At 37.0% G+C, this 22,624-nt stretch carries 21 protein-coding genes; 7 read left to right on the top strand and 14 right to left on the bottom strand.

All coding sequences use genetic code 11. The features are described from left to right. Positions 1–148 precede the first annotated feature (148 nt). Positions 149–1,198, top strand: a complete 1,050-nt coding sequence (locus AC07WY_RS11205; protein ID WP_494736380.1) for an alpha/beta fold hydrolase — start codon at positions 149–151, stop codon at positions 1,196–1,198. Further along, positions 1,195–2,205, top strand: a complete 1,011-nt coding sequence (locus AC07WY_RS11200; RefSeq protein ID WP_494736379.1) for a hypothetical protein — start codon at positions 1,195–1,197, stop codon at positions 2,203–2,205. Before AC07WY_RS11205 ends, AC07WY_RS11200 begins: the two co-directional genes overlap by 4 nt. 47 nt (positions 2,206–2,252) lie before the next feature. Here the strand turns inward: AC07WY_RS11200 and AC07WY_RS11195 are convergent, their stop codons facing one another. Together AC07WY_RS11195 and nfuA are read right to left on the bottom strand one after the other, a co-directional pair. Then, complete coding sequence (locus AC07WY_RS11195; protein WP_494736378.1) at positions 2,253–4,286, bottom strand: ligand-gated channel protein; 2,034 nt, start codon at positions 4,284–4,286, stop codon at positions 2,253–2,255. A 299-nt stretch (positions 4,287–4,585) separates the two neighbouring features. Beyond that, complete coding sequence (gene nfuA / locus AC07WY_RS11190; RefSeq protein ID WP_004819478.1) at positions 4,586–5,224, bottom strand: Fe-S biogenesis protein NfuA; 639 nt, start codon at positions 5,222–5,224, stop codon at positions 4,586–4,588. A gap of 408 nt (positions 5,225–5,632) precedes the next feature. Between nfuA and AC07WY_RS11185 the strand changes: the two genes are divergently transcribed. The 5 genes from AC07WY_RS11185 to AC07WY_RS11165 all read left to right on the top strand — a co-directional run bounded on the left by AC07WY_RS11185 (position 5,633) and on the right by AC07WY_RS11165 (position 10,198). Then, positions 5,633–7,183 carry a hypothetical protein gene (locus AC07WY_RS11185; protein WP_494736377.1) on the top strand — a complete coding sequence of 517 codons (1,551 nt, stop codon included), beginning with the start codon at positions 5,633–5,635 and terminating at the stop codon, positions 7,181–7,183. A gap of 268 nt (positions 7,184–7,451) precedes the next feature. Then, entirely contained in the window at positions 7,452–8,240 is a 789-nt protein-coding gene (locus tag AC07WY_RS11180; protein WP_262085225.1) for a crotonase/enoyl-CoA hydratase family protein, read from the top strand. A gap of 48 nt (positions 8,241–8,288) precedes the next feature. Continuing rightward, on the top strand, positions 8,289–9,197 hold the full coding sequence (locus tag AC07WY_RS11175) for an alpha/beta hydrolase family protein (RefSeq protein ID WP_262085224.1): 909 nt from the start codon (positions 8,289–8,291) through the stop codon (positions 9,195–9,197). Positions 9,198–9,226: 29 nt separating this feature from the next. After that, complete coding sequence (locus AC07WY_RS11170; protein ID WP_262085223.1) at positions 9,227–9,787, top strand: TetR/AcrR family transcriptional regulator; 561 nt, start codon at positions 9,227–9,229, stop codon at positions 9,785–9,787. 36 nt (positions 9,788–9,823) lie between these two features. Continuing rightward, complete coding sequence (locus tag AC07WY_RS11165) at positions 9,824–10,198, top strand: lysozyme inhibitor LprI family protein (RefSeq protein ID WP_494736376.1); 375 nt, start codon at positions 9,824–9,826, stop codon at positions 10,196–10,198. Here AC07WY_RS11165 and AC07WY_RS11160 read toward each other — a convergent pair. The 12 genes from AC07WY_RS11160 to AC07WY_RS11105 form a co-directional block, all read right to left on the bottom strand. Further along, positions 10,192–10,776 (bottom strand): hypothetical protein, encoded by a 585-nt coding sequence (locus tag AC07WY_RS11160; protein ID WP_494736375.1) that lies wholly within the window; start codon positions 10,774–10,776, stop codon positions 10,192–10,194. The genes AC07WY_RS11165 and AC07WY_RS11160 overlap by 7 nt on opposite strands. 178 nt (positions 10,777–10,954) lie before the next feature. Next, complete coding sequence (locus AC07WY_RS11155; RefSeq protein WP_494736374.1) at positions 10,955–11,581, bottom strand: hypothetical protein; 627 nt, start codon at positions 11,579–11,581, stop codon at positions 10,955–10,957. 408 nt (positions 11,582–11,989) lie between these two features. After that, positions 11,990–12,907 carry an HARLDQ motif MBL-fold protein gene (locus AC07WY_RS11150; protein WP_494736373.1) on the bottom strand — a complete coding sequence of 306 codons (918 nt, stop codon included), beginning with the start codon at positions 12,905–12,907 and terminating at the stop codon, positions 11,990–11,992. A 140-nt stretch (positions 12,908–13,047) separates the two neighbouring features. Continuing rightward, positions 13,048–14,175: an acyltransferase family protein gene (locus AC07WY_RS11145; protein WP_494736372.1), complete on the bottom strand. Its 1,128-nt coding sequence runs from the start codon at positions 14,173–14,175 to the stop codon at positions 13,048–13,050. Positions 14,176–14,233: 58 nt separating this feature from the next. Then, the gene (gene pgaD, locus AC07WY_RS11140) at positions 14,234–14,647 is read right to left on the bottom strand and encodes a poly-beta-1,6-N-acetyl-D-glucosamine biosynthesis protein PgaD (protein ID WP_262085218.1); all 414 of its coding nucleotides are present in this window, start codon (positions 14,645–14,647) and stop codon (positions 14,234–14,236) included. A gap of 33 nt (positions 14,648–14,680) precedes the next feature. Then, entirely contained in the window at positions 14,681–15,946 is a 1,266-nt protein-coding gene (gene pgaC, locus AC07WY_RS11135; RefSeq protein ID WP_004819456.1) for a poly-beta-1,6-N-acetyl-D-glucosamine synthase, read from the bottom strand. An 8-nt stretch (positions 15,947–15,954) separates the two neighbouring features. Next, positions 15,955–17,988, bottom strand: a complete 2,034-nt coding sequence (gene pgaB, locus AC07WY_RS11130) for a poly-beta-1,6-N-acetyl-D-glucosamine N-deacetylase PgaB (RefSeq protein ID WP_004819455.1) — start codon at positions 17,986–17,988, stop codon at positions 15,955–15,957. A 487-nt stretch (positions 17,989–18,475) separates the two neighbouring features. Further along, on the bottom strand, positions 18,476–18,814 hold the full coding sequence (locus AC07WY_RS11125; protein WP_004722677.1) for an FKBP-type peptidyl-prolyl cis-trans isomerase: 339 nt from the start codon (positions 18,812–18,814) through the stop codon (positions 18,476–18,478). A gap of 16 nt (positions 18,815–18,830) precedes the next feature. Continuing rightward, a complete protein-coding gene (locus AC07WY_RS11120) occupies positions 18,831–20,090 on the bottom strand; it encodes a DUF2252 domain-containing protein (RefSeq protein ID WP_494736371.1) in 1,260 nt (419 codons plus the stop codon). A 101-nt stretch (positions 20,091–20,191) separates the two neighbouring features. After that, positions 20,192–20,815, bottom strand: coding sequence for an MgtC/SapB family protein (locus tag AC07WY_RS11115; RefSeq protein ID WP_004819450.1), 624 nt, complete (start codon positions 20,813–20,815; stop codon positions 20,192–20,194). 108 nt (positions 20,816–20,923) lie between these two features. Then, positions 20,924–21,454, bottom strand: coding sequence for a YaeQ family protein (locus AC07WY_RS11110; RefSeq protein WP_004722682.1), 531 nt, complete (start codon positions 21,452–21,454; stop codon positions 20,924–20,926). Positions 21,455–21,510: 56 nt separating this feature from the next. Next, positions 21,511–22,524: a CobW family GTP-binding protein gene (locus AC07WY_RS11105; protein ID WP_494736370.1), complete on the bottom strand. Its 1,014-nt coding sequence runs from the start codon at positions 22,522–22,524 to the stop codon at positions 21,511–21,513. Positions 22,525–22,624: the final 100 nt, after the last annotated feature.

Genomic DNA, 22,624 nt, shown 5'->3' with positions numbered 1-22,624 from the left:
AATAATCTCTATATTAGTTGAGTTGAACACTGAAACTATGGCAAAAAACTTACAAATAAGACTTTCTCGGCAAATGTTGAAAAAATTATGATCATGAATAATATTTTTACTTTATATAATGCCTAGTCTTTTACTCGGAACCCTCTGCATGTCTGAACTGCCCCATAAAAAAATTCTTCATTTTTTAAACAGCATATTGTTAAGTTTGACTGCGATCGGTGTATTGTTTTTAGGTAGTCACAACAATGCAACTGCTGCCACACCAGAATATGTGGATTATTTAAAAATTGTACAAGAAGAACGCGCTTGGGCAGGATTAACGTCTAAAACATTGCGTGTGGGTGATGTTATTTGGTCTTATAGTGAAGGCGGTTCTAAAGATAAGCCAACTGTTTTACTGATTCACGGTTTAGCCAGCAGCCGTGATACATGGAATGATATCGCACAGTCATTGACCCCATATTACCATGTAATTATTCCAGACTTGCCTTCAGCAGGAAGTACTCAGGTTCCAGCGAATTTTGATTTATCTGTACCCAATGTAACTGAGCAACTTAGACGCTTTATTGAAGCTGCACATATTCAAGATAATTTAAATATTGCAGGACATTCATTGGGTGGAACCATTGCAATGTTTTATGCTTCACAGTATCCATTTGATACGAAAAGCTTGTTCCTGATGAGTACAGGGGGTATTTTTAAATCAACAAATACCAATTATTTAAGAAATCCGATCTATCTCAAACAATTATTAATCACACAAAAGGGTGATTTAGATTTTGTTATGAAAAAGGTGATGTTTAATCCCCCTTTTACTGCTCGTGTAATTAAAGATGAACAAGAAAAATTATTCATTGCTAAATCTCAAGACACAGCCAAAATCATCAATCAAATTGACGCACTCAATCGGCTTTATACCCCTTCAACTTTTACCACGATGTTAAAAAACATTGAAGCACCCACCCTGATCCTTTGGGGTGAACAAGATCAGATTGTCAATGTGGATGTTGCAAATGAATTAAAATCGGTATTAAAACGCCCTGAAACACCGATTATTCTACAACGTGTTGGGCACATGCCATTACTTGAAGCACCTGAACGAGTTGCGGATTACTATTTAAGCTTTTTAAACAAAGTACAACCTTTGCAAAACCCATTGTCTGATCAAACACATGGACAAATTGAGTTCAAAAAATGAAAAATCAACTTATTGAACAATTGATCGAAGCCCAACTTGACTTTTTAGATCAAGAATTTTCACAGGCTGATACGATTAAAATTGAGTTTACTGAATTTTATCACTGGTTTAGAAAACAGCCTTTAAAACAAATTTGGTCTTTTGCACAAATTCATGATTTATTGTCAAAGCAAATTTTAGCAACACCTGCAAACAACTTTCTCATCGAGCAAATCGCTGAACATATTCGTTTTGCCTTGATTCATCCAAGTAACGATGAAACGTTAATTGAAGATATTATTCCAGTCACCACGATTGATAAAATTGCCCAATATGTCGCAAGCAAATCGGGACATCGCCAAGCTTTGATCAAACGTGTTGTCAATAATCCTGCCTTTTCAAGCATGTTAACCCAACTAATCCATCACTCTATCCAAGACTATATTGATAATTCGGTCATGAATAAAAAAGTCCCTGGTGTGGGACGTTTTATGAAGATGGGAAAATCAGTTTTAGAATCGGTTACCGACACGAATTTAGATGATACAGTTAAGCATTATCTGCAAAAAAATATTATTAAAATTAGTCAATTGAGTGAACAAGTCATTAACCAACAGTTTGATGACAATAAGCTTTATCATTTTCAAGCCAATTTATGGCATAAAATTAAAAAAATACCGATTGCTGTATTGCATAATTATGTTGAAATTAACGACCTGCCTAAAACTGTAGGTATGGGTCATGAAATATGGGAACATATTCGCCAAACAGATTATTTAAAAAAACAAGTGCATGATGGTGTACTGACTTGGTATGTACGTAATGAAGAACGCCCTTTTGATTTAATTTTAAGTGATATCAATATTGACGAAGCATTGATTCAAAATGAATTACAACAGTTACTTGAACCTGTTATTCAACAAATGGTTGCTTCTCAACACTTAAAATGGCGTGCACGGCTCTATCTGGAAAAATTTTATTATTCAGATGAAACTTTAAAGATTCTCAATATTGAAAAAGGCGCATAAAGCGCCTTTTTCATGATTAAACAGATTTAATGCAATTTAATTGAGCTTTAGAATTTATAAATTAGACCCAAATTATAACGGCGGCCATCCAATACATAATTATAAGTCGCAGTATCTATGCTTTTATCAAATACGTTATAAATACCAGCATTGAACTGTAACACATTGGAAGGTTTATAGTTTAGACCAACATCAATCATTGCATACGCTGGTCTACCGTTCCCCATCGATGTACGGCTTAAATAGTCAGAAGTTTTACTTCTTACATTTAATCGGCTCCACATCCCAACTTGATCATTGGTTTGCCAATCGAATGTTGTATTAAACATATGTTTCGGCATTTCATTTAATGGCTTACCTTTAAATGCACCACTCTTTTGTTCAGTATCCGTAAATGTATAATTTGTTGCCCAACGAACATCTGGCGTGATTGCCCAACCCAGAGTCGCCTCTATACCACGCATATTTGCTTTATCGACATTGATACGTTGACTGACAAAATCGAATTGTTGACCTAACCAAGAACATCCCATAGTTCCAGAGTCTCCTTGACAGGTGCGAATTTCAGTAATTTTATCTTTAAACTCACTATTAAATACGGTAAAACCAGCATCTAAATTGTCATTATTATCCCAGTTAATCGATGCTTCATAATTGACACTTGTTTCTGGTTTTAAATCTGGATTACCGACAATCATACCACTCGACTGACCACCACCAGTTGCCTGTCCCCAGCCTGCAACAGTGGCACGTAATGCCGGAGTTTTATAACCTGTTGATACCCCACCTTTAACAATCCAGTTATCATTCAAGGTCCAAACGCCATAGACTTTCGGGCTAAAATGATCACCAAATTTTTCATCTTTGTCATAGCGTAATGAAGCCGTTACCGTGAATGGCTCTACAATATTCCACGCATCCTCAGCAAATAATGCCCAGCTATAGCGATCTAAGTTGGTTAATTTTGAGCCACCAATAACTAACTGATTGCCAAAATCCTCAAGCTCTTCTTTTAAATAACTTCCGCCGAAGCTCAACGCATGAGAACCCAGATTGATTTGGTTTAAAGTATTAAACGTTGTATTAATTGCTTCCATACTACGAGATGGATTTTCATTTTCCTCACGTTGAATATAAGAATGTGTCTTTAAATCGCCAATTTCACCACGATGAGTCAAACTATATTCGGTACGATAATAATCTGTATATGAGTCTGTTGGGAGTTTACCATTGCGCCCAGGTACATTGGCGATTGTTTTACCTACCGTTTGATCACGGTTTTGAATAGATCGCTGATATTCTAAATCAATGGTATGTTCAGAACTTGGCGTCAAGCTCAGTGTTGCGCCACCTGCACGTATACGTTGCTTATTATAGCCACCAATAATGTCATCTTCATTGCGTTGTGAGAATGTTCCATTTGCCTTTAAGCCAAGTAAATTACGGATTAAAGGACCAGAAACATATAGGTTTGCTTGATGGATATCCCCAGAATCTCTATTTTCTTGTAGTGTCGTATCCAATTTAACCGAGCTTGTCCAAGTATCTGCGACTTTTTTAGTAATAATATTAATCACACCGCCCATGGCATCTGAACCATATAAGCCTGACATCGGACCACGGATCACTTCAATGCGTTCAATACTTTCAATACTTGGCATCCAGCCTTGCTCAATACCAGAGTTATCACTATTTGGTCGAACTGAACGTGTATTCACCTTCTTGCCATCAATCAAAAAAACTGTATAAGCACTTCCCATACCACGGATACTAATATCACTTGAACTTCCACCTCCTGTGACGACGACCCCAGGAACATCTTTAAGTGCATCCGTTATATCTCTATATGCTTTTTTATTAATGTCTTCTTGCGTTAAAACTGAAATAGATGCTGCTGCTTGTTTCACCTCTTGCTCAAAGCCACTTGCAGTGACAACAATCGTCTCTAATTTGGTTGACTCTGTAGACTGTGGATTGGTTTTATTCGAGTTTTCTGGTGATTCTGCGGCATAGGCAGTTCCCATCATAACGGTGATAATGGAGAGAGATAACGCAGATTGGATGATACGGTTAGTTGACATAAGGTATTCCAAAGAGGCTAAGAAAGAATAGATAATGAAGATTTAGATACAATGTGTAATAAAAACACCACAGCATTATAAACAATATTAAGAATTATTCTCATTTTTATTAACCATTCGTTTAATATTTAGTCACTTTTAAGTATATCTTTAAGTTTTTATTCTATTTTTTAAGATTATTTTAAGTTTATTAAGGTTTAAAAATATAAAAGTTAGATTTAGCTATGCGATATGCATAAAAAAACCTCCGAAATTCGGAGGTTTTAAAGAACAATCAAATATCTACATTGAAATACAGATTATTTGAAATAAGCGCCTTCTGCTTGACTGTGGTCTGTCTGATCGACCACACGCCCGAGTTCAGGAATATGCTCTTTAAGCGTAGTTTCTACACCTTGTTTTAACGTTACATCAATCGCAGAACAGCCTTGACAGCCACCACCGAATTTTAATACCGCAGTTAAACCATGTTCTTCATCTTCGACCACTTCTACCAGTGCACAGTTTCCGCCATGCCCTGCCAATCCAGGATTGATCTCTGCCTGAAGAATATAAGTAATTCGTTCTTCCATAGACGCATCTGGACCAACACGTGGTACTTTCGAGTTTGGTGCACGGAACGTGAGCTGTCCACCAAAACGGTCTTTGTTGTAATCAATTACAGCATCTTTCAAATATGGAATCGACGGTGTATCAATAAATGCTGGAAAATCAGGATAATCTTGTTTGTAATCTGTTGGAGCAATTTCATCAGGTGCACTATATGCCATACAACATTCAGCACGTGGAGTACCTGGATTTTCAACAAATACACGAACGCCAATTCCTGGAGTATTTTGCTTCTCCAAAAGATCTTTTAAATACTCTTGCGCATTGGGAGTAATCAATAAATTTGGAATTTCTTCTGCAACCGCAGTATTGGTGTTCTCAGTCGACATAACTCTATCCTCAAGCTGAAGTCGGTATTTTAACTGAAGATGAGGCTGAATGAGTGAAAATCAACTAAAATTGTCGGAATTAACTTAAAAAGATGTAAAAAATATAACCTACGCAAATTTCAACATAAAATATTCGCGTAATAAATGAATATAAATCAGACACAAATTGATATTTACTGCATTTTAGCTTATCAACAAATCGCGCTTTAAAACGCACAAATTGACACCAATGAAACTTTTTATAAATGAAATACTAAGCATAATTTAAGACATTTTTAGCACTAATTTATTCAATTTATACGACCAATTTATCTAAATTTTGTCAGAAAATGCCACCCAAATATTGAATATGGCATGGATAATGTATACATCTGTATATTAATGATGAAATAAAACGAGATATTTTGCATGTCCAGTTCAATTGACGGTTTACAGTTTCCAGTTCATCCAAAGACTCAAAAAAGTAGCAGCTCGCAAGTCGGTAAAGAAATCATTGCGGAAGCACTTTCCTTGGTTGATCATCTCAGCGCACAGCAAGCTTTAGATGAAAAAAACTGGCGTAAAAATTATCCAGTTTATTTTAAGGCATTGGTCGAACATGGGATTCGTTCAAGTCAAAACGCCATCACTATTGCCAAACAAGGCTTGCACAAAGCCCAACATAGCTTTGATTTCTTTAGAGATGGGCAACGCTATTCTTTAAAAGATATTGGTACAGTTCCAGTACTAGACAAGATTCAAAGCGTTAGTTTTAAAGGTCATTCAAATGATGACATTGAATGGTTTGTACCCTATCACGGGCAAAAACTACAAGGCGAAGCGCTATATCAGCAAATTCAAAAGTGGCAAGATACTGGCATTATTGAAGCCAGCCATGCAGATGCGCTCAGAGAAGTGATTTCACATCCTGAATGGTTTGATTTATCGGATCGTACCTTAGTTTTATTTGGCGCAGCTTCAGAGGCAGGCCCATTAACATGGTTATCGAAATGGAAAGCCAATATTGTTGCTGTTGATCTACCCAATGAACGCGTTTGGGAGAGAATTCTTAAAATCATTGAAAATGGCAATGCCACACTGTATGCACCTAGTTTTCAAAAAATCCCCAACACCCATGATATTGACGAATTAAAAAGCAAACTTGGTGCAAATTTACTGACCCAAATTCCAGAAATTACACAATGGCTTTGTGATAATCCGCACAAGTTAGATTTGGCCTCAATTGCTTATTTGGATGGTGAAAAACATGTGCGTGTGTCGATGGCAATGGACACGATTATGAGCAATGTCAGTGAACACAAGAATGATTCATCACTGATGTATATGTGTACGCCTACAGATGTTTATGCAGTACCTGAAGAAGTGATTGAAGGTTCAAACAAAAAGTTCAAACATAGATCAAAATTTGAAACTGTACTCAGCAAAGGGATTGCAACCCTTTCCTTAAAGCAATTCTTTAAGCACCATGATCAACAATTGATTAGCTCTGACAATGGTAAATTCTATGGGATTGCTGATTGTCTGGTGGTTGAACAAGGCCCTAATTATGCCTTGGCAAAACGTATCCAACAGTGGCGTGCAACTTTAGCACGACATCAAGGGCAACATGTCAGTATCAATATTGCACCATCCACGACGACACATTCGGTCACCAAGAATCCGTTGCTTAAAGCTGCGTTTAACGGTGCAAGTTTATTTGATGTAGAAGCGTTCCGCCCTGAAACCACCAATTCAATTATGGCAGCGCTTTGGATTCATGACTTAAGAAATCCGAAGTCTGTTGCAAATCCTGAAACAGAGATGGGTCATCCATTAGAATTAATGATGGAAGGCGCAAATCATGGTGGTTTATGGCGTGTCGCCTATCTTGCTCGCACAGCCTTACCTTTTGCTGCAATTTATGGATATGCCAGTGATAAATTGCCGATGCAAAAGCTTTTGACCAAGTTTAAAAAGTAATTCTTCAGATTTAGATCTCTTTAAATTAAATGCCCAGTGATAAATTTAGCTGGGCATTTAAGTGTATGAGCACATTTTTAAATCTTATTAAATTCATAATAAAAAGCATAGGCATTCCCCATAGCGCCAAATAACATACACAATGCAGCGATCCTTTAACGCCTTAAATATGCTATACCCATGTAAACGGTTCAGTCATTCTAAAATGATTGACAGTTTTCTAACGATCGTTTAAAAACTTATAAAACAACCAATGAGAGAACAACAAATGTCAAATCTACAAGGAAAAGTCAGTCGTGAAATTCGTGGTCATATTTTTTTAATTGGCTTAGATCGTGCAGATAAACGCAATGCTTTTGATAGTCATATGATTCACGACCTATCACTGGCTTTAACTGAATATGAAAATAATCCACAACTACGCTGTGCGGTGGTCTTTGCACATGGCGATCATTTTACCGCAGGATTGGACTTGGTTGAGTTACAACCAAAATTAGCCGATGGTGTTTTTAATTTTAGCGATGATATTGTGAATCCTTGGGGAACTGTTGGGCGTCAAAGAACTAAACCATTGGTAACCGCGGTACAAGGCTATTGTTATACCGCTGGTATTGAATTGATGTTGAATTCTGACATCGTTGTCGCCAATGAAAATACTCAATTTACCCAAATTGAAGTACAGCGCGGTATCTTACCGTTTGGTGGTGCAACAGTACGTTTCGTCCAAGCTGCTGGCTGGGCAAAAGCGATGAAATATGTGTTAACTGGTGATTTATTTTATGCACAAACAGCCTATGAAATGAACTTAGTCACTGAGGTTGTTGAGGATAACCAACAGTTAACACGTGCCATAGAGCTGGCTGAACGTATTGCCAAGGCTGCACCACTTGCCGTCCAAGCGGCACTGCATTCGGCACATCAAGCCTTTTTACAAAGCCCTGAAGTCGCATTTGCAAACCTACAAAATCTACTTAACCCTTTACTTGCCTCAGAAGATGCACAAGAAGGTGTAAGAGCAATGATTGAACGTCGAGCACCACAGTTTAAAGGCAAATAAACCAATCATAGCAATATACGGCGATAATCTATAACTGTGGGAACAATCATGCAAAATTTAAAGTACTCAACTGAAGTCCAACACTTGAATGGCAATAGTTTTACCAGCCAAGCCATCAGCTTTAAGGCACTGGATGGTTATGTATTGGCTGGCGTACTTTACACGCCAGTCAATACAATCAAAGCAACTATAGTTGTCTCCAGTGCAACAGGTGTCCCACAAGCATTTTATCGCCGCTTCTCTGAATATGCCGCACAATTGGGTTATCAAGTACTCACTTTTGATTATCGTGGCGTGGCCAAATCTGCGCCACGGCAATTAAAAGGTTTTAAAATGTCATATCTGGATTGGGGAACATTAGATTTAGCAGGTGCAATTGACTACAGTTTTAAACGAGATATGCCCTTATTTTTAGTTGGACATTCTTACGGCGGACAAGCTTTAGGCTTGACACCGAATCACGACAAGGTAAGTGCAATGTATTGTTTTGGCACAGGTGCTGGCTGGCATGGCTATATGCCATTGAAAGAAAAAATTAAAGTTCAGGTAATTTGGAACATTATCTTTCCACCTATGGTGGCAATTACAGGTTACTTACCTTGGAGTAAACTCAATATGGGTGCAGATTTACCTAAAGGGGTCTACCAGCAATGGCGTAGATGGTGTAAAAATCCCACTTACTTTTTTGCAGATCCTGAGCAACAAAATTTGCATGAACAATATGCCCAGATTAAAACGCCGATTTATGCAGTGGCCGCTTTAGATGATGATTGGGCATTGCCAAATTCTCGTTATGCTTTTATGCAACATTATAAAAATGCGCCCATGCACTTTATCAACATATCTGCCGACGAATTTGGTTTAAAACAGATTGGACATATGGGCTATTTTCGTCAAGGTTCGGAGCCAATTTGGGATAAAATGTTTAATACTTTCGAGACATTCATCCACAATTAATTTTAAGCCCATAAGCAGCAAGGTCATCTATGCGCCCACAAAAACTTACACCTGAACAGATGTTAAATACCTGTGCTTTGCAATTTAAAGCACATGGTTATGCAGGGACAAGTATGGAGATGTTGGCAAAAGCATGTGGACTCAGTAAAGCATCGTTTTATTATTATTATCCCAACAAACAAGCCTTGCTGATGCAGATCTTAGCGCACACTCATCTTTATTTAAATCAATCGTTGTTTAAACTCGAAGATTTTGCTGTAGTGGATGCAAATCAACAATTTCAAATCATCCATGATAAAGCTGTTCATTTTTTTAGTTATGAAATAAAAGGCTGTTTAGTTGGGATACTGTCCTTAGAGGCAAGCCATATTTCTTTAGAAGTCTTGGAAAAAATCCGTGAAATTTTCCAAGATTGGCAAAATGCCTTGTATCAATTATTTCAACAAAAAATGGATCAAGCCGATGCAAAAATTTTGGCAAAAATAAGTGTGGCCGATTATGAGGGTGCGATTTTAATGTATCGACTGAATAATGATCTGTTCTATTTAAATCAAGTCAAAGCGCGAATTTCTCAACAACTCGCTCTATAATACTTGACTGATTTGCAATTTCTTGGTGAATATTAAATGATAAAAAAGATCAAATATAGTTTTTTAGCTTTGCTTTTTATGAGCCTATTCAATACCGCTTATGCGCAATGTAATCAACAAGATCAACGACAAGCTTATCAATGTATGCAGCAGCAATTAAAAATAAATAAAGCGAAAATAAATAAGCTATATGATCGCATTTATCTGCAATACGATGATAACAATAAATTATTACTGGAAAAATCACAAAAAGCTTGGCTTAATTATCGTGATGCTCAATGTAATGAACTCATGGGAAGTCTTACTTATGGGGCTTTGGGATTAGCATCAGGATTTGCGCATTTAGATTGTGAAATCAATTCCACAACATTTCGACTAAAAGAGTTAAACAGTCTAATAGAAAATCAATAACGATCTTTAAATTCCGCTTTATGTTCTACGCCTTGATGATCAACGTGCGCATAGAACACCCCATAACGTCCAACATAGTATTCAAGTGATTGTTCATGATAGCTCCAAAAAATAGACCATTCACCAAAATCAAAAGAACCGATCTGACTTTGGGTATTCATCGGCATCTTACTGAGTACTTCATGTTGAATATACCCGGCTTGAGAAAAATCTTTGGTCTGTAAAGCTTGTTCAAAAAACAGTTGTGCCGCTGCATCAAATAAACGTTGGTCTTCATCAGTGATCGGCTTGGCAAGGGCATGTTGCTCTTCGACTACACTCTGCTGCTCTACTTGAACTGTAGAATTTAATGGTGCTGTTGCTACTGTTGAACTCGCCTTTTGTCGCTCTTCTGCAATCATCTGTTTAATCAGCTTGGTTTTTTCGGGCAACTCATGCTCTTCTTGAGGATTCTGAACCAATTGAGATAACGCTTGTCGTTGTTCTTCAAAAGCTGCATTAATTTTTTGTTTAGCAACCCATCGCCATAACACATATAACGTGATCAGAAATAATAGGACAATGATAAATTTCAACATAGCGTAATCTCAAGCATATAATACGCCCCAGTTCAGACTCATGAGCTAAGTTTAAAGCTGAGTATTTTGATTGTTTTTTTAATAGTTTACCCAGTAAATTGTATAACTATCTCACCAGAGATACCCAGCTTAAACGTAACAATTGTTTTCTTTATATAGATAAATCACATCTCTTATTTTAATTTTGTAATGCTTTTAGATCACCTGAAGCAAATACGATCCCTTTGTCTGGCACCTTTTTGAGTATTACGGGTTTTCCTATATTTTTATATATCGGTTGATCATCTTTAAGCGCTTTTAAAGCAATTTTTTGAATAAAAATCTGATCATTTTTACTATACAGCTTTACCCCACCTTCATCTGAAGCCATATAATGAACTTTCACATGATAGATATTTTGTAGGTCTGGCATCCACACAATCACTAAATCGCCGCCACGTTCATACATATTGTCAAACACAATGGTATCTGCATCCACTTGTTCAGATTTAACACCAACATAACCACTGGCATCCGCCAGTTGATCGACTAAATATAATGATTTTTTAGCGCCCAATTGTATCCCATAGGCCGAATAATATTGTTCTCGGTCTTGCTTTTTACTGGTACATGAATAAGTTTTTAATACGACTTTTGTCGAGCGCAATCGATAAGTTTGAGGTGAAAATATGTCTTCATCATCTTGATGGCATTGTTTTGCAAGCTGCGTTTGAATATTGAGTTGTTGAAATTCTTGTGCATATATAGATGACGTGATCACGACACTACAAATGAATAATAACTGTTTGATATATTGTATTTTCATTTCAATTTTCTATATTTTAGGATAAGCCGTTATCTGTTATATATCATTTAAAAATAAATGATCAGTTTTGTCTGAATTCTACTAGGGTCTGTTGACAATTCGTCTACGTTTGCGACTACGTGTGTTTTTTAGGCGATACTAGGCAGGAAATATGAAATTTAGTCATTCTAAATAAATAGTTCGTAACGACGTAGCGGCAAAAAACACACTAGTCCCGAAGGGTTGTGGCTAAAATTATCTCAGCCTTCGTTATGAAACTCGAAAATAGTCTCGCTATTCTTTTCGTTTCATGCCTTGCCTGCTCAATTTTAACCTACAACGCAAGCCATTTATGAAATGTCAACAAACCCTAATATTTAAAATAAAACACGCTATATAACGCATTTAGCATGTTTTATTTTAAACTAATTATTGCAATGTTTTAAACTGCGCTAAGCGTTGTTGCTGCTGTAATTGTTGTTCAAATTCAATTCTCCCCTTCGCTACATAGTTTTGTAAACCCGTCTGATCAATAAATGCTTTTTTATCACCCGCATTCAATTTGGCTAATTTCTGCTTCATATGGAAACGATCCGCTTTATTGGCAAGAAAAATATCTGCATGGATTGCATCCAAAGTTTTAAATGTGTGACGTATGTCTGAAACTAGATTTGGATAATTGTTATTGCTTAACAAATAATAACCGCCCGTAAATAAACTGTCGGCATAGATAACTTTATAATTTTTAAAGTGATGACGGATATCTGTTGTCCAAGAGGTTGCACCTGGTAAATGGCCTGGCGTCGCATGTGCTGTAAAGGTTTGACGACCGAGCTTTAACTGTTGCCCATCTTTGATGATGATATCTACAGCTACAGATGGAAAAGGCAATTGCTTACCTAAAGCGAAATCAGTCACGCCGCCATTTTCTAGCATTTCGGCATTGGCAGCACTTGCGACCAATTGAGCACCACTCCATTGTTTTAATTTGGCAAACCCACCAGCTTGATCTAAACGGGCATGACTATTGAGTAGATATTTTACATCTGTGATTTTAAAACCCAATTTTTCAATATTGGCTTTAATCTGCACTGCCGACTGATCAATCCCACTATCAATTAAAACCAAACCATCACCTGTATCAAACAGCACCGAAGATAAATTTTCAGTACCGACATAATAGACATGATTAAAAATTTTAAAGGGCTCAATGGGTGTATTCCACGATTCAAACAAACTCATTGGCGGTGCATCCGTCAATGCTTGCTGAGCATTTAGTGGGGCTGCTTGGGTAAATTGAACGCTCATTGCGATCAATGAAATAACAATGGATTTGAACAGATGCATATAAGCGATCCATGCTAAAAATGAGTCGCCCATACTTGATTAAATCACCATATTTATCAATTTTTTAATGCCTAAAAAACAACTCAATACATCTTAAATTGTAAACAATATTTGCAAATTGAGTGCGAGTTTTTAAAGGACTAATTTAAAACCTTGTCGGCAATTTTATTACTGACCTTAATAGCCAACTGATCGACATAATCACTATAAAAATTTGCAGCAAGCAAAGTGACTGCAATCGCAGTTAACCCTGAGCAGATTACAGCGACAGAATAACTCCAATGCCAACTTAAAAATAAGTTAAATAGTGGAATACAGATTAAATACAACATCATCAGATGCAATAGATAAATAGAAAAAGATAACTTTCCTAACCAGACTAAAATCGGGTGATCTAAGCCTTTAGACAGTAATGGACTCATCAACACACTATAAACAATTAAAATCCCAGCGATGAAATTACTATAATCATAAGTATTCTCCCCTAAAATATGATGAACCCAGCTATAGGCCGCACTGGTATTATGTGCACCCGCCAAATATAGGCCCATCAATAGCATAGGAATAGCTACAACATTTGAAAGTGGCTTGGCATATAAATAAATATAGATACCAATGATAAAACTGGAAATCCCAAAACTAAAGCCTTGCCCTCGCCAAAGAAATGCAAGACATGGAATTAAAAGTGAGCCTAGCCAAAAAGCAATATGTTTATAATGATACAAATAGAGTAGAAAAAATAATGCGAATGACCCCATAAGCTCAATCGTCATGGTCCATAACACCCAATTTATATCACTTTCTGAGAATAAAAATGCACCAATAGTTCCCTCATATAATGCATGTTTAAAACTAAAATCTTGTATCGCAAATGCATGTAACCAAGCACCCACATGACTACTATCAATATGGATAACTTTAAAGACCAACCAAATGATAATGCATGAAGCCAGTGCTGGAATCATTAAACGCGGATAACGTTTAATCATCATATTTTTAATCTTTGTATGAAATTGTTGAGGGCTTTTTAAGATCGCATAACTGAGCACAAAGCCACTTAAAACAAAAAATACAAAAACAGCAGCATCACCTGAGTAAAGAAAACCAAAAGGCAAATGATGTATAGCATACACCCAAGCCAAATCTGTTTTCTCATTAGGATCAAAATGATGTAAAAATGGAAAAAAACTCATTGCAAGATGAGAAAATACGACAGCTAAACAAGCTAAACCTCGAATACTTTCTGCCGAGTTTATTTTTGCGGACATCTATGTTTCCCTGTGAAAACAAAAGCCCCAACCTGTGGGACTTTTGCTGACTAAGCCATTAGTCAATATATGTGATGCGACCATCAGCATCATGATGAACTGTAGCGATTTTTTGCTGACGAGAATGTATAAGATCATCCACATTCAGGTTGAAATGCTCGGCATATTCTTGTGTAGATTTAGCTTCTGCTTCCTTTTTGGTCTTCGCTGGAACAAAGTTACTCCATAACCACAAAGAAATCGCACAAGCAATCAACGCAAATAATCCGCTTTCTAATGCTTTTGCAAAAGCATTAAAGAAATAATGTACCAGTTGCGGTTTCTCAAGTGAAAGATATCCCACTAAGATGATAATAGGTCTCCAAAGCAGTAACCAAAATGCCCACAGCATAGCCGTCATTGTCGTGGAGAAATAACGACGATGCCACGGTAACTGCTTACGTACATCAATAATTAAAGAGTTTGTTTTCATATTCGTATCTCAAAACTTATTCTGACTAAAATGTTAGTCATCATGTCGCATACCACGATCTGGGCTAACCCAACGTGCTCTTTTACTTTCTCCACGTAAAAGAACTTTTGGGAATGCAACAATGCTTGCCGTTACTGTAATCAACCAAAATACAAAGGGATACCAAATCATCCAATAGTAGTTTTTCACTAAACTCGATTCGTAACGACTATCCATCCACTTACTGATTGCGAACTGCAGTAAACAAGTTGTACCGAGTAAAATACCTGTTCCCATCGGTAATAATGGAGAACTCATTGCAGGGAATCCTGCATACGGTAGCAGCAAATGCAAAATCCAGAAAATCACCATAATCAGCATTAAATATGACCAGACTAAGGTGAGGATCAGCTCAATAATCAAGGGCCATAGAAAATTCAGCTTCGGTTTAAATAATACATCAAAATTCTTAATTAAAACTTGAGCGCCACCCATGGCCCAACGTAAGCGTTGCTTCCATAGACCATCAAAGGTTTCTGGCATTAAAATCCAAACCAAGGCATTCGGTTCAAACTTTACTTCCCAACCCGCGCGATGCAATTTCCAAGTAATATCAATATCTTCTGTCAACATGTTTGGTGACCAATAGCCCACCTCATGTACAGCACTTTTACGAAATGCAGTAATCACACCAGAAACTGTAAATAAACGACCAAAAGTACGTTGTGCACGTTTAATCATACCGACAATTGAAGAAAATTCGCCAACTTGAATCCGTCCAAGCAAAGTCGAACGAGTACGAATACGTGGATTACCTGTCACCGCTGCAACAGTAGGATTATTGAGAAAATGACGAATCATCCATTGTGCAGCATATGGGTCAAGTAACGCATCACCGTCAATACCAATTAAAAACTCAGCATCGGTAAGCAAACTGCCCGCTTGTAAAGCCATGGCTTTACCTTGGTTTTCAGCCAAATGTACAACGCGAAGCTTGTCATACTTCAATGCCAACGCATTTAAGATTTCTGCAGTATTGTCAGAACTCCCATCATTAATCGCAATGACTTCAAAGTTTGGATAATTCAACTTCAATGCATGACTAATGGTCTCATCCGCATTGTCTTGTTCGTTAAAACACGGCACAAGCACAGCAACTAAAGGATATTCTTCCAATGTTGGCGGTTGAGTATATGGCGGCTCTTTACGTTCTTTCCAATAGAAAATTAAAGCGCCTATCATCCATAGATACGACATAAATAATGGATAATAGAAGATAAAGTTTAATACGGATTGCCACAGGTGTTGAAATGCACTCATATCAGACCTTAAGGAACCAATCGTTGTGGTTTAGAATCAAATACTTTACGCATTTCAGCAGTATTTGGATGATCTTCAATTGGATCATCTGGGTAGTAACCTACATGCATCACACCTTGTTGATACAAAGACTGAATCGTTTGAGCAATTTCCGAGGTTGGAATCTTTTGATTATTACGCCAGTTCACTGCTTGTAACTCAAAAATCGTCTTTTTAATCCCATTGGGCTGTTTCTTCACGTTTTGTACTAAATCTTTATAAAACTTAGTTGCATCTGGCGCCTGTTCCATATACGGCATTGCCATAATTGCAGTAAAGTCATAATTTTTAATCGATTGTTCTAAAGACTGGGCATACCAGTTTTCCGAATATGCTGAAAGTGCAACTTGAGCATATAAGTTACGTGCAGTCAGTAAGAATGGTTGGTAATAACGCGCCTTTTGTGCCAAATCCATTGCAAAGTTATCAATGGTCTTGGTTTTAAAATCAGTCCATTTTTGCAATTTTGCATCATCATTACGAATTTCTTCTAAATCGGCTGGTAAACCAATTTTTTGATAGGCTTTAATCGCTTCTGGACTAGCATCTTCATAATCTGAAAGTGTTGCATCATCATGGAACAAGATGCCATCAAACGTCGTCGATTTTGCTAAATCCTGATATAAGCCTTCAATTACTTTGCGTGCTTCTGGTGAATATGGGCTTAAACGATGATATCCCATATTTAAATGATCGCTGTCTTTGGCTTGCTGAGTCACTACCACATCTTTAGATGCAGGATTTGAAGCAGGTAAGTCCCAAGCCAACAAAGGCATCCACGCATATAAACGACTCACATGGGTACGCGTTTGAATCTGCCATGCAACACGGTTAAACAAATCTGCACGCATTGGCAGATAACGATTTGGGAAATACACCATATCGGCTGACCCATTCGCATCTGGATCAGCGAACGCCTGTAAGAATACCGTGGTGACATTCATTTCACGAATACGGTCTAACAGATGCCCTAAGTTTTTCTCTTGCTGCGCTTCATCAGGATCATAGATATAGTCTAAATCCACATGCATGACTTTTTGTGGGCGGTTATTGTCAGTAAAGTTCATCTGACGGCTTTGGATTTCTTGTGCCAAAGAATCCGTGGTCATATTGCCTTCGACAAGAATACGGTTCAAATGACCTAAGGATTTTTCAATATGGTCTGGACCATCATCTAAGCTAATGGTAATCGGCATACCGACTTTTTTAGCCAAAGCAACCGCTTCCATATTATAACGACCATATGGCCACACCATCACACGTGGTGCTTTTAAACCATGTGATTGCAATAATTTATTATTTTTTTTCAAATCACTAAAAATGCGATCTGCATAGACTTTGTCAGATTCATAGGTTTTACTTTTTGGATCGTATTCGCGTGTGACTGCGGCAGGCTCAGAGTTGCCCTGCGGGTTGCCTAAAATACCACGATGTAAGTTATAACTGTGGCTACCAATTTCTACATAGCCACTCTTTTGCATGGTTTTAAGTTCATCCCAAGTCAAAAGTTTTTTACGTGCTAATTTTTCATCCCCAAATTGAACCATTTCGTTAGCTTTAGGTTCTAACCATGAGCCAACGACAGCGAGTACAACAGGAATTTTACGTTGTTTAATGACTGGATATGCATATTGATAAAAAGATTGATAACCATCATCTACAGTCAACAATACAGGTTTGGTGGGTAGTTTATATTTACCTTCGTTGGCTTTAATAATTTGGTCTACATTGACAAAATTATAGCCATTTTTTTGTAGCCAATCTAAATGCAGCTCAAACTGTTTCGTGGTCACAGCATAATCTGGAATCACAGCATCATGATTCGGCGTAATTTCATGATAACCAATAATCGTCAGCGTATTTAAATCAATTTTAGGTAATTCATGCTCGATTGGAGTTTCAGTAGCAACTTGGTCTACTTCTGCCATTGCACTATTATAAAAGGACGAAAACAATAGTGTTACGCATATCATCGCTGAAGGAGAAAAGTAACGGCTTAGCATATATTTAAATACTCGATCATCATTGTTTTAAATCTGAATCCGTCCGTAGTACATCAATATTGAAATACTAAAATCCTTTTTCAAGACGAATTGAACCAGAGGTTTTACAACGATGATTTAAAAGAATAAAACTGAAACGAACCTTAAAAAATAACTCTGAGCAGAATTATTTATTTATGACATTTAAACACTTTTAAGACAAAAGTATTGTAGATGATTGTTAAGTATTGAGCAAATAACAAACAAAAAAATAAAACTATTGTGTTTAAAATCACACTATTAGCTAAATTATAAGCGCATAAAGTCGGATTCGAATGATATTTTTATCTGAGTAATATATACAGAAATCAAAAAGACTCTTTCAACATCACTAACATAAGACAGTGTAGTCAATAGATGATTCATTAGACATAAAAAAATAGAGATCAATTGATCTCTATTTTTGCGTCCATGTTGAGGACTAAATTAGCTCAGACATTTCGCAGATTTAATCACGCGTTTTTACATCAAAAAGTTCAATTTCAAAAATCAGATTAGAGTTTGCTGGAATAATTTTTCCCATTTTACGCTCGCCATACGCCAAGTGTGCAGGAACGATCAATTTACGTTTACCGCCCACTTTCATCCCCATAATGCCTTGATCCCAGCCCTTGATTACACGCCCTGTTCCAATCACTGTTTCAAAGTAATTGCCACGATCAATTGAAGAATCGAACTTGGTTCCATCTTCCAACCAGCCAGTATAATGAGTTGTAATCAAAGCACCTTTTACCGCTTCTTTACCTTCACCAACTTTTAAGTCGATAATTTCTAATTCATTTGACATATATTATTCCTATTCATCATTCGGGTTTGTGCAAAGCTTTACTTATCACTGTCTTTTGTTCAGTACGATATTCAGCATAACTTTTACAAAAACGTTGATAATCTTGCTCAACTTGTTGGGCGTAATTATACGTGTATTTCAACAATTGCGTTTTCCAAACTTCTGCTTGTTGTGCAAAATTGATTAATTCATCTGCTGTTGAAGAACCTTTGCGCCCTGTCGAACGTAATTGAGCATAAGCAATTAATCGAGCCATGTTATAGCAGGCATCGGTAAATTTTTTAGGTTTATCTACACACTGTTTAAAATCAATTTTATCTTGTTCAGGTTGTAATGCTTTGACAATATACGCTTGTCCTTGAAAGTCCAGCCGTGATAACTGAGCTGGTGTTTGGTACTGCATGAGTGTTTGGATGAATTGAATGCGTTGCGCTTGATCATCCCATTCTGGTTGTTCTATTTTGAGAAATGGAGACAAGCTTAGAGAGGAAGTTTGGGCTTGTTTCATATCGAATAAAGTATAGGTTTTATTTTCACGATCATAGACTAAAAATACATAGCGATTTAAACCGATACTTCCTGTTCCCGCAATGCGTACTGCGACATCGAATACTTGAAAATTTGATTGATTTTTCGTATTGAGTTTTTGTAAATTCTCAGAAAATGTTTTTATCAGCGTCGTATATAAGCTTTTTGATTCTATTTTAAAATATTTTTTCTGATCAATCACCAAATAGCGTCGATCACTTGTTTTATCTAAAGAACAACGCGCTTCAATAAATGCCACAGGATCACGTTCAGAAACGGTTGCAATATATTTCTTTAAAATACCATCGACGGTTTCTTTTTCTACTGCATAAGCTTTCCCTATACGAAGTGCATTTAAATACTCATCTAGCAGTTGTGCTGCAATCGTTTTTAAATCATCGTCGCCGATATTCAGCTCTTTGCCAGCTAAAAATATACTACAAATAAAACGCGACACATCCCACGTTGGATGGGCCAAAATCGCCTCGTCAAAATCATTTAAATCAAAATAAACCACCTGATGTCGACTACGATAACTGCCAAAATTTTCGACATGCAAATCACCACAAATCCAGGTGATGGTTTGATCTTTCCATGTTTGTTGGCTTGCCAAATCTTCATAATATAAATGACATGAACCACGGAAAAAACGGAAAGCACTACTCGCCATTAACTTATATTTAATTGCTAGAAATCGCTCATCTCGCGACTGATTAAAATGAATAACACGTTCATAAGGATCTCGCATCGGTTTACTCCAATACTTTATACAATTGCTTAGATTAAATCGCTAAGCTGAAAATTTGATGAATAAAAGATTGAATAAATCAACCACACTTTTTTCTTGTTTTAGAAACTTAACTCTTTAATCTCTTGATCTAAAAGCAAATAGTTTGTGAGTTTTTTATGATTTTGTGCAGATCCAATTAACACCCAGCGCCCAACAATCTGTTTTTCAGTTTTATTTTGTACACCACGTAAAATTTTCATATTATATTGCTTAAACAATTCTTCATATTTATCTAAGGTCTCTTGCTGATAATCACATAAAATCCTGTAATTACGCGCTTGGTGAATTGCTTCAATTTTTTCTTGAAAATAGACGAGAAATACCAAAACAACCAGTACCAGTAGCGTTCCAACAAATGCTAAATATTCATAACCTGCACCAGCGGCCATACCTAATGCAGCCACCATCCAAATTGTTGTTGCAGTGGTAATTCCTGAAATTCGGTTATCATCTTTAAAAATAACCCCAGCACCTAAAAACCCCAAACCCGTCAGAATATTTGCTGCCAAACGATCAGGATTTTGTACCCCAATTTTAATTGAAAGTATGGTGAATAAGCAGGATGCTAAACTCACCATAATCATGGTACGTAACCCTGCGGACTTGCTGCGATACTCACGCTCTGCACCAATAATCGCACCAATCGCCAAAGCCATCAGTAAATGGTAGATGTCATTATTCATTGATTTTCTACATAACTATTTTTATCCCTCTAGGTATACGAAATTTGAGCAAAAAAAAGCAAGCGATTCGCTTGCTTTTCTTGTCAATTTTTTATTGAAGAACAATCATTACTGTAACTGTGTCCATTCAATCACAGCTTGAGCATCATCACCAATCAAGGTCCACTCACCATCCATAACATTTAATTGCAATTGCATTGTGCGTTGACATAAGGCTTGAATTGCAGTTGTCGTCGCCTCAGACAATTGCCATACCTGAACATTTGACAAGGTTTTGAGTTTAGAACTTCTTTTATACCATTCTGCAACGGCTGAACCATAGGCTATGACAGCCACTTCTTTACAACGTGCTGCCGCTTTTTTAACTTTATCTTCGTCAGGCAAACCAACTTCAATCCATTTAATCAACTGTCCGGTTAAATCCTTTTCCCATAAAGCAGGTTCATCAGTTTCAAATAAATCTTTGGTAAATTCCAAACGTTCATCTGCAAAACGAGCATATGCCAATACACGCACCATTAAGCGTTCAATCGTTTCAGACGGATGTAATGCCATCGTGAACTGATAATCACCATATTGATGCACATCCATATTGGCAATATTGAGATCAGCCTTATAAATTGTTGCTTTTAATGCCATGAAAGTTCCAAAAAGTTCTTAAATATGGCGCACAGTCTATAAGATTTTCAAAAGGATTACTGCGTTTTTTCCGCCTGATCAATTCGACAATTCAACAAAGCCGTTTCTAAACTTTCCCAATCACGATTGTGCTGGCTAATGAGTTCAATCCGATTATCCAAGCTTTCTTCACCCGATTTATAATTCAAATTTTCGGGATTAAAATTAAATGTCATCCAACCTTGATTGGTATTGAATATCCCTTTGATCCTCAACCAGTCTTTTTGCTCACACAAGACATCTAACAAGTCATAAAAATCGAATTGCCAACGCTTTGAAAATTTCCAACCTGCAACAGTATATCCATTAGACGTTTCAACATAGTGATAAGGCAATTGTTTAACCACAGGCAGTACTTCATCGGGGTTAAATTGCTTTTGCACTTGAATCAGCGGTACAACTTTTCTCTCAACCCCTTGATGGGATAGATCCAGCTGTTGAATATCAAGTTTGCCCTGCTCTGCCAATACCCAAGTTTGAATATAAGCAAAGTAATCATTTTTAAACTGGTTTAATACCTCATGATCAGACGCAGACATGCTATCTGCATGTGAAACCACAACAATTTGTGCAGCTTTTAACTGGTCTTGATAAAGCTCTTGATTCACCCATTCAGAATCATGTAAGCGACTCCCATCAATTACTGTCACCAATGCACGCATATCAATTTGCGCTTGCCATTGTGGTTCAGTCAATTGTGCCAAAAGTTGAGCGGGATGACCTAAGCCTGTGGGTTCTATAAATAGTCGATCGGGTTGTTTATCATAAATCAATCGAGACAAGGCAATTTGCATAGGCAATTGTCCTGCACAACATAAACAACCACCGAGTAATTCTTTTACTTCATAGCCTGAGTCTTGTGGTAACAATTGCTGATCTACACCAATCTGTCCAAACTCATTCATCAGCACCGCCCACGTTTCATTTTCTGGCTTCTGTAGAAGCAAATGCTGCAATAAGGTGGTCTTTCCAGCCCCTAAAAAACCAGAAATAATATGAGTTTTGACTGTTTTTTGGCTTAAAATCTTCAAAGGATCGACTCAGCAGATTAAATGAAAGAAATTGATGGTTATCGCGGCGCTTCTTATTATTACTGAAAATGTGCCAATAGTTTCAGGTTTTAAATCTATT

The sequence above is a fragment of the Acinetobacter sp. GW821-FHT01C12 genome (genome assembly GCF_059422625.1).
The sequence above is the reverse complement of the archived record's forward strand: the minus strand, read 5'-3'. Positions and strand labels throughout refer to the sequence as shown.

Excerpts from the sequence above, each read along its gene's own strand:
- AC07WY_RS11205 (WP_494736380.1), top strand. The coding sequence starts at position 149 with ATGTCTGAACTGCCCCATAAAAAAATTCTTCATTTTTTAAACAGCATA.
- AC07WY_RS11200 (WP_494736379.1), top strand. The coding sequence starts at position 1,195 with ATGAAAAATCAACTTATTGAACAATTGATCGAAGCCCAACTTGACTTT.
- AC07WY_RS11195 (WP_494736378.1), bottom strand. The coding sequence starts at position 4,286 with ATGTCAACTAACCGTATCATCCAATCTGCGTTATCTCTCTCCATTATC.
- nfuA (WP_004819478.1), bottom strand. The coding sequence starts at position 5,224 with ATGTCGACTGAGAACACCAATACTGCGGTTGCAGAAGAAATTCCAAAT.
- AC07WY_RS11185 (WP_494736377.1), top strand. The coding sequence starts at position 5,633 with ATGTCCAGTTCAATTGACGGTTTACAGTTTCCAGTTCATCCAAAGACT.
- AC07WY_RS11180 (WP_262085225.1), top strand. The coding sequence starts at position 7,452 with ATGTCAAATCTACAAGGAAAAGTCAGTCGTGAAATTCGTGGTCATATT.
- AC07WY_RS11175 (WP_262085224.1), top strand. The coding sequence starts at position 8,289 with ATGCAAAATTTAAAGTACTCAACTGAAGTCCAACACTTGAATGGCAAT.
- AC07WY_RS11170 (WP_262085223.1), top strand. The coding sequence starts at position 9,227 with ATGCGCCCACAAAAACTTACACCTGAACAGATGTTAAATACCTGTGCT.
- AC07WY_RS11165 (WP_494736376.1), top strand. The coding sequence starts at position 9,824 with ATGATAAAAAAGATCAAATATAGTTTTTTAGCTTTGCTTTTTATGAGC.
- AC07WY_RS11160 (WP_494736375.1), bottom strand. The coding sequence starts at position 10,776 with ATGTTGAAATTTATCATTGTCCTATTATTTCTGATCACGTTATATGTG.
- AC07WY_RS11155 (WP_494736374.1), bottom strand. The coding sequence starts at position 11,581 with ATGAAAATACAATATATCAAACAGTTATTATTCATTTGTAGTGTCGTG.
- AC07WY_RS11150 (WP_494736373.1), bottom strand. The coding sequence starts at position 12,907 with ATGCATCTGTTCAAATCCATTGTTATTTCATTGATCGCAATGAGCGTT.
- AC07WY_RS11145 (WP_494736372.1), bottom strand. The coding sequence starts at position 14,175 with ATGTCCGCAAAAATAAACTCGGCAGAAAGTATTCGAGGTTTAGCTTGT.
- pgaD (WP_262085218.1), bottom strand. The coding sequence starts at position 14,647 with ATGAAAACAAACTCTTTAATTATTGATGTACGTAAGCAGTTACCGTGG.
- pgaC (WP_004819456.1), bottom strand. The coding sequence starts at position 15,946 with ATGAGTGCATTTCAACACCTGTGGCAATCCGTATTAAACTTTATCTTC.
- pgaB (WP_004819455.1), bottom strand. The coding sequence starts at position 17,988 with ATGCTAAGCCGTTACTTTTCTCCTTCAGCGATGATATGCGTAACACTA.
- AC07WY_RS11125 (WP_004722677.1), bottom strand. The coding sequence starts at position 18,814 with ATGTCAAATGAATTAGAAATTATCGACTTAAAAGTTGGTGAAGGTAAA.
- AC07WY_RS11120 (WP_494736371.1), bottom strand. The coding sequence starts at position 20,090 with ATGCGAGATCCTTATGAACGTGTTATTCATTTTAATCAGTCGCGAGAT.
- AC07WY_RS11115 (WP_004819450.1), bottom strand. The coding sequence starts at position 20,815 with ATGAATAATGACATCTACCATTTACTGATGGCTTTGGCGATTGGTGCG.
- AC07WY_RS11110 (WP_004722682.1), bottom strand. The coding sequence starts at position 21,454 with ATGGCATTAAAAGCAACAATTTATAAGGCTGATCTCAATATTGCCAAT.